The sequence below is a fragment of the bacterium genome (assembly GCA_024224155.1).
GTDB lineage: Bacteria > Acidobacteriota > Thermoanaerobaculia > Multivoradales > JAHEKO01 > CALZIK01.
Map to the genome: position 1 here is coordinate 1 of JAAENP010000434.1, position 5,374 is coordinate 5,374.

Here is a 5,374-nt window from a genome sequence, read left to right on the forward strand (position 1 = left end):
GACGAGAGGAAGAACCCGAGGAATTCGTAGCCTTCCCCGTAGGTTGTAATCTTCGTCTTCTGTGGGCTGAGGGCCAGCCCGAGGTCGTTTTCGAGCACACGTCGCACGAGGGTCAGAGCCTCTTGCGCCTGCTGTTTTGTCTGACAGACGATCACGAAGTCGTCGGCATATCGCGCGAAGCGATAGCCGGCGCCGTCGAGCGCCCAGTCGAGATGATTGAGCACGACGTTGGCCAGCAGAGGTGAGAAGACGCCGCCTTGCGGGACCCCCACCGTCGTTGGCTTGAACACGCCGTTTTCCATCACTCCAGCAGCGAGAAATTTCTCGACCAATCGCAGGATGTTGCCATCCGCGACTTCCTCTGCAAGGGCTGCCATGATGACCTTGAACGGGATGTTGTCGAAGAACGCGGCGACGTCGGCGTCGAGAACGACCCGATACCCGTCCGCGTGGTACGCCAGCACCCGCTCGATGGCCTGGTGGCAGTTGCGTTTCGGGATGTACCCGAAGGACGCCTGGTGAAACTTCGGTTCGAAGATCGGCGCCAGAAGCCTGCGGAGCACTTCCTGGGCGACGCGATCTCGGACCACTGGTATGCCCAATGGGCGAAGCTTCTTCGCCTTCGGGTCTTTGGGAATGTAGACCCGGCGAAGGGGCTTAGGCCGGAAGTTTCCGGTCTTCAGGTCCCTCATCAGAGCCACGAGGTTCTCGTCGCGGTTGACGTCGAACATGTCGACGCTGACCTTGTCGATACCCGCTGCGCCCCGATTTTGCTTCACCGCCTGAAAGGCCTGGATCATCAACCCCAGGGTGATCCTGCCGGTCAATGAGTGCACTTTCCGTTTCTTGGTCATGGTGTGTCTTTCACGTCTCGTAACCACGGAGATCGGGCTGCGGACCCATTTGGGGCTGTGTCTTAGCGACTCCCCGGGTTGCCCGGCAAGAGCGCGGGCGGGCCATTTGGTGGCTTCAGCTAGAGAGGCTAGCTCTCCCCGTGTGGTCTGCTCCGTTTCCCCGTCTTCTACGGTTTCTCCTTTCACTGAGGCCCGCTGAGGGCTTCCAGCTACTCCGGATCTGCTGTGGTCCCCAAAGAGGAGGCGGCTAAGACGACCTTCTCCTCACCGCCGCATCACCAGAGCCATTTCACCTGCGGCTTATAGGCTCGGCTTACCGACCATCGGACGACTTGGAACCTCACCGGTTTGTCTCAACGCCGTTGTCTCCAGGCGATGACATGCATCACCCACATGATCCCACGCCGATAACCGCGTATCCGGCGCCAGAAGGATCGGCAGGGTCCGATCCCCAGTGCTTCATCTAAGGGCGGTGACTGGCACACCATGTAGGCCGAAATGCCGTCTCCCGAAGTCACTCTGCCTGGCTCCTTCGTGGCCGCCCTTGTCCGGACTCTCCGGCGGAACGACCCTAGCTGCGTACCCCCGCGGTAGTTGCGAGGTTCGAGCAGAGTGTTCTGTACGAGCGCGGACTCGCACAGGTAGGCTTCGGTGTTGTTGTGGTTGACCTCCTTTGCATATTCCGAGGCAAGCCGACCACCTGTTCCGAGGGAAGGCGACCACCGATTCCAGAGCAAGGCGACCACCGATTCCAGTCTGAAGCCGACCACTTGGCCGACGCCTGTCGGAAGGGTGGTCGGCTTGGATCGGAATCGCTGGTTACCTGGCTCGAGTCTGTCTTGAGCGAGCCGATGAGGGTTCTCCTCGCGACCCTGTATCGTGTCCTCCCAAGGAGGACACGATGCCAGCGAGGAGACTACCGATGCGAAAGACGCGACAGATTCTCAGACTGTTGTGGCACATGAGACTGGGCGTGCGCCAGACGGCGCGCGCCTGCCAGACCGGCCACACGACCGTGTTGGATTACCGCACCCGAGCCGAGGAGGCCGGGTTGGACTGGGCCCAGGTGGAAGAGATGGACGAGGTGAGCCTGGAGCAGCGACTTTTCCCTGCCACGGCGTCGCCGCCGTCGCGACCGTTGCCAGTGTGGAGCGAGATCCATCACGAGCTGAAGAAGCCCGGGGTGACGCTGCAGCTGTTGTGGGACGAGTACAAGGTCGAGTACCCCGAGGACGGGTACCAGTACAGCCGTTTCTGCGAGCTGTACGGGCAGTGGCGCGGCCGGCTGGACCTGAGCATGCGCCAGCAGCACAAGGCCGGTGAGAAGCTGTTTGTGGACTACTGCGGGCAGACGGTGCCGATCACCGACCCGGCCAGCGGCGAGATCCATGAGGCCCAGATCTTCGTCGCGGTGCTGGGCGCGAGTAACTACACCTATGCCGAAGCCACCCGCAGCCAGAAACTGCCGGACTGGATCGGCTCGCACGTGCGCACCTTCGAGTTCTTCGGCGGCGTGTCGGAGCTGGTGATCCCCGACAACCTGAAGTCGGGGGTGGACAAACCCTGTCGCTACGAGCCGGACCTGAACCGTACCTACCAGGATCTGGCGACCCACTACTCCACGGCGGTGATCCCGGCTCGGGTGCGCAAGCCAAAGGATAAAGCGAAGGTGGAGGTCGGGGTTCAGATCGTCGAGCGTTGGATCCTGGCGTGCCTTCGCCATCGTCAGTTCTTCTCGTTGAGCGAGCTGAACACGGCGATCTACGAGCTGCTGGAGCGGCTCAACAACAGGCCGTTCCGCAAGCTACCCGGCAGCCGGCGCTCGCAATTCGAGACCCTGGACCGGCCCGCTTTGAAGCCCTTGCCAGCGGCGAGCTTCGAGTACGCGGACTGGGTCAAGGGCCGCGTGGGGCCGGACTACCACCTCGAGGTCGACGAGCACTTCTACAGCGTGCCCTACCAGCTCGTGGGCCAGGAGCTGGACGTGCGTTTCACCGCCTGTACGGTGGAGTGTCTGCACCGTGGCCAGCGGGTCGCCTGCCATGTGCGCAGTTACGTGCCAGGTCAGTGCACGACGGTTCGGGAGCACCAACCCGCCGCGCACCGTCATTATGCTGATTGGGACGCCCAGAAGCTGGTGAAGTGGGCTCACGAGAGCGGCCCGGCGACGGGGGAGGTGGTCGAGGCGATCATGATCTCCAAGCCCCACCCGCATCAGGGCCTGCATTCCTGCCTGGGCCTACATCGCCTCTCGAGGCGTTATGGCAAGGATCGTCTGGAGGCAGCCTGCCGGCGAGCGCTGGCGATCGGTGGCCTGTCGTACAAGAGCATCCGCTCGATTCTCAAGAACGGCTTGGATCAGCAAGCGCTCCCCGAAATTGCGCCGCCAGCTCGGACCATCGAGCACGGCAACGTGCGCGGCGCGTCGTACTATCAAAGTGCCTCGCGGGAGGTCTCGCCATGCTGATACATCCCACCTTGGACCAACTCCGCGCGCTGCGTCTGGTGGGCATGGCCAAAGCCATGGAAGAGCAGCTACAGATGAGCGACATCGAGGATCTGAGATTCGAAGACCGACTGGGGCTTCTGATCGATCGCGAAGCCACCGAACGATCGAGTCGACGCCTTAAAACTCGGCTCAGAAAGGCCAAGCTTCGCCAGGGATATGCCTGTGTCGAGGATGTCGACTACCGCATCCGACGGAAGCTAGATAAAAGTTTATTTCTAGCGCTGGCTTCGTGCGACTGGATCGCCCGACACCGTAATGTTTTACTCACTGGCTCCACCGGCGTCGGTAAAACCTTTCTCGCCTGTGCCCTGGCGCAGAAAGCCTGCCGCGAAGGCTACACAGTACAGTACCTGCGCGTGCCCCGACTCTTCGAAGAGCTGAGGCTGGCCCATGCCGATGGCCGCTATCCCAAGCTGATGGCGGGCCTGGCCAAGACCGACTTGATCGTCCTCGACGATTGGGGCCTGGCGCCTCTGGCCGACGCCGATCGTCTCGAGCTCCTGGAAATCCTCGAAGATCGCCACGAGGTGCGCTCGACGATGGTCACCTCTCAGCTGCCGGTCAACGCCTGGCACGAGGCGATCGATCATCCGACCTTGGCCGACGCCATCCTCGACCGCCTCGTCCACAACGCCTACGAGCTCGCGCTGGAGGGCGAGTCGGTTCGGCGCAAGAAGGCTCTCGCACAAAGCACCAAGGAGGGCAGATGACTGAACCCACACACTTCGAGGCGCCCAGCCCAGCCTGCACCGGCTCGGACTCCGACGGCGGAATCAGAAGCAGAATTCACGTAGGCCACGCAAGGAGGCGACCTCTGCCTCCGCAACGCTGGTGTCCGCGACTCACGCCCGTGGCGGTTGAAACGGGGGAGAAGCCCTCAGGTCGACCCCGTGGGCGCGTCTCGTGGACCGGCATGCCCTGCAACGGAACGTGCTGGCGCGCGGAAGGGCCGATCGATCTCGTGCAGTACGGCGCACGACCAGCCTGCACCGGCACGGACTCCGGTCGCAGAAGCGGAAGCAGAATTCACGTAGGGCGCGCAAGGAGGCGATCTCGGCCTCCGCAAGGCTTGTGTCCGCGACTCACGTCCGTGGCGGTTGAGACGGGGGAGAAGCCCTCAGGTCGACCCCGTGGGCGCGTCTCGTGGGCCAGCGTGCCCTACAACGGAGCGCGCTGGCGCACGGAAGCTCCGGATCGCTCGAATCTGTGCAGTATGATGGCCCCGACGACGGCGCAAGCCGACCACTATTGACCCGAGGAGGACCCCTGCATCGACTCGCTCAGGCTACTGGTCGCTTTGCCCCGGAATGGGTGGTCGGAATCGTCGGAATACGCACTTTTCGTCAAAGCCCAGGATCTCGCCGGTCAAGTCCCGCCACTCGTCGATGAGATCCCGCCAATCGACGTCATCGAATGCGCCACAGACGTAGTCGACGTACGGCTCCGACCCAGAACGCGCGACGTAGACGATCTCCGAATCCTCCTGATCGACGAGCGACTTGATCGCCTCGAGCTCAGGCGTCGAAGCGCTGCCGTCGGCCGGAATTCGAGCGAGATCGAAGCGAGCCACCAGACTCGGGCGTCGAGCCTCGAGGGCCGAGGCGTAAAGGGTGAATCGGTCCCCCGGCGTCGCTTCGGAGATCGCCGCCTCGAAGCCGGCCATGGAGTCGAAGACCACATAGGCTCCCGATTCGTAGTGCTGAAGGTACATTTGCCAGCCAAAGACGACGCCCTGATCGCGGAACCCGGCCGCGACGCGCTCGAGGTTCTCCGGTGACGTCACCGAACACTCCGCACTCACTTCCCAGGACGGCTCCCTCGACGAGGTGCGCCACCCGTACCTCCGGGTCAGCCACGTTCCCAGATCGCGGAACATGCCGCGTAGTATGAGGTACGGGGCGCAGAGGACAAGCAGAACCCGTTCGAGTAGCGTCATCGCCGATGACGTTGGTTGTCCAGGAGATACAAGGCTACTCGAAGGCCTCCGGTGGCCGCCACTGCCAACGCCGAC

4 protein-coding genes are annotated in these 5,374 nt (G+C 62.8%); 2 read left to right on the forward strand and 2 right to left on the reverse strand.

Annotated elements, in window-relative coordinates:
• Window positions 1-854, reverse strand: an 854-nt coding sequence (ltrA, locus tag GY769_21485; protein MCP4204491.1) for a group II intron reverse transcriptase/maturase, incomplete at its 3' end; no start/stop codon positions are given.
• A gap of 901 nt (window positions 855-1,755) precedes the next feature.
• Between ltrA and GY769_21490 the strand changes: the two genes are divergently transcribed.
• Together GY769_21490 and GY769_21495 are read left to right on the forward strand one after the other, a co-directional pair.
• Window positions 1,756-3,321: an IS21 family transposase gene (locus GY769_21490; protein ID MCP4204492.1), complete on the forward strand. Its 1,566-nt coding sequence runs from the start codon at window positions 1,756-1,758 to the stop codon at window positions 3,319-3,321.
• A complete protein-coding gene (locus tag GY769_21495; GenBank protein MCP4204493.1) occupies window positions 3,315-4,073 on the forward strand; it encodes an ATP-binding protein in 759 nt (252 codons plus the stop codon). The genes GY769_21490 and GY769_21495 overlap by 7 nt, the downstream gene beginning before the upstream one ends.
• Window positions 4,074-4,648: 575 nt before the next feature.
• Here the strand turns inward: GY769_21495 and GY769_21500 are convergent.
• Entirely contained in the window at window positions 4,649-5,146 is a 498-nt protein-coding gene (locus GY769_21500) for a hypothetical protein (protein MCP4204494.1), read from the reverse strand.
• Between the last annotated feature and the right edge of the window lie 228 nt (window positions 5,147-5,374).

What these genes read in the sequence shown, in the direction of transcription:
- GY769_21495 (MCP4204493.1), top strand. Translation starts at nt 3,315, where the DNA reads ATGCTGATACATCCCACCTTGGACCAACTCCGCGCGCTGCGTCTGGTG.
- GY769_21490 (MCP4204492.1), top strand. Translation starts at nt 1,756, where the DNA reads ATGCCAGCGAGGAGACTACCGATGCGAAAGACGCGACAGATTCTCAGA.